Source organism: Cellvibrio sp. ARAG 10.3 (genome assembly GCF_051846955.1).
Taxonomy (GTDB): Bacteria; Pseudomonadota; Gammaproteobacteria; order Pseudomonadales; family Cellvibrionaceae; genus Cellvibrio.
The window spans coordinates 1-562 of the sequence record NZ_JBPYCU010000077.1; the positions used below are offsets into that span (position 1 = coordinate 1).

At 46.4% G+C, this 562-nt stretch carries 1 protein-coding gene; it reads right to left on the reverse strand.

Annotation, left to right across the window (positions count from 1 at the left end; genetic code table 11):
• Positions 1 to 562: transposase (locus ACSV5M_RS21875; protein ID WP_439178974.1), on the reverse strand; the 562-nt coding region annotated here is incomplete at both ends.

Sequence of the window (562 nt, forward strand, 5' to 3'; positions counted from 1 at the left end):
GCTGTCTTTAGGAATTGATTGATCCTTTCAAATTCTTTCTGAAGGGTATCAGCAGCTTTTTCCAGTTGTTGCTTGCGGGCTTTCTCGTTGGGTTTTCGGCCATCCAGCTTCTTATGTTCTTTAAGACAGGTGCGGATTTTACGATTGATCTTCTCTCGCTTTTGGGCCAGCTCTTCCAGGGTACCGGAATGTTCTTTGGCTGCATTGGAAGACATCTTGCAACCATCAATGGCGAACAACTCATTGCCTAACAAGCCCTGTTGATCACACACCAACAATACCTGCTCAAAGACAGATTCAATCGCATCCGGATAGCTACTGACAAAGCTGGCGATACTGGTGAAGTGCGGCACGGTATCGCAGGACAGCGCTTTGAAGATGATGTTGTGCTCACATTGCCACTGGATCTCGCGACTTGAGGTAATGCCTTTGGCATAAGCGTACAGAATGATCTTTAGCAGAATCGCAGGATCATAAGCTGAACAGCCACCGCCGTCGTTCGAGTATTTTTCGTGGAAAACCGACAGGTCGATATGGTTATCAATTAACTTGTGAAGGGTAA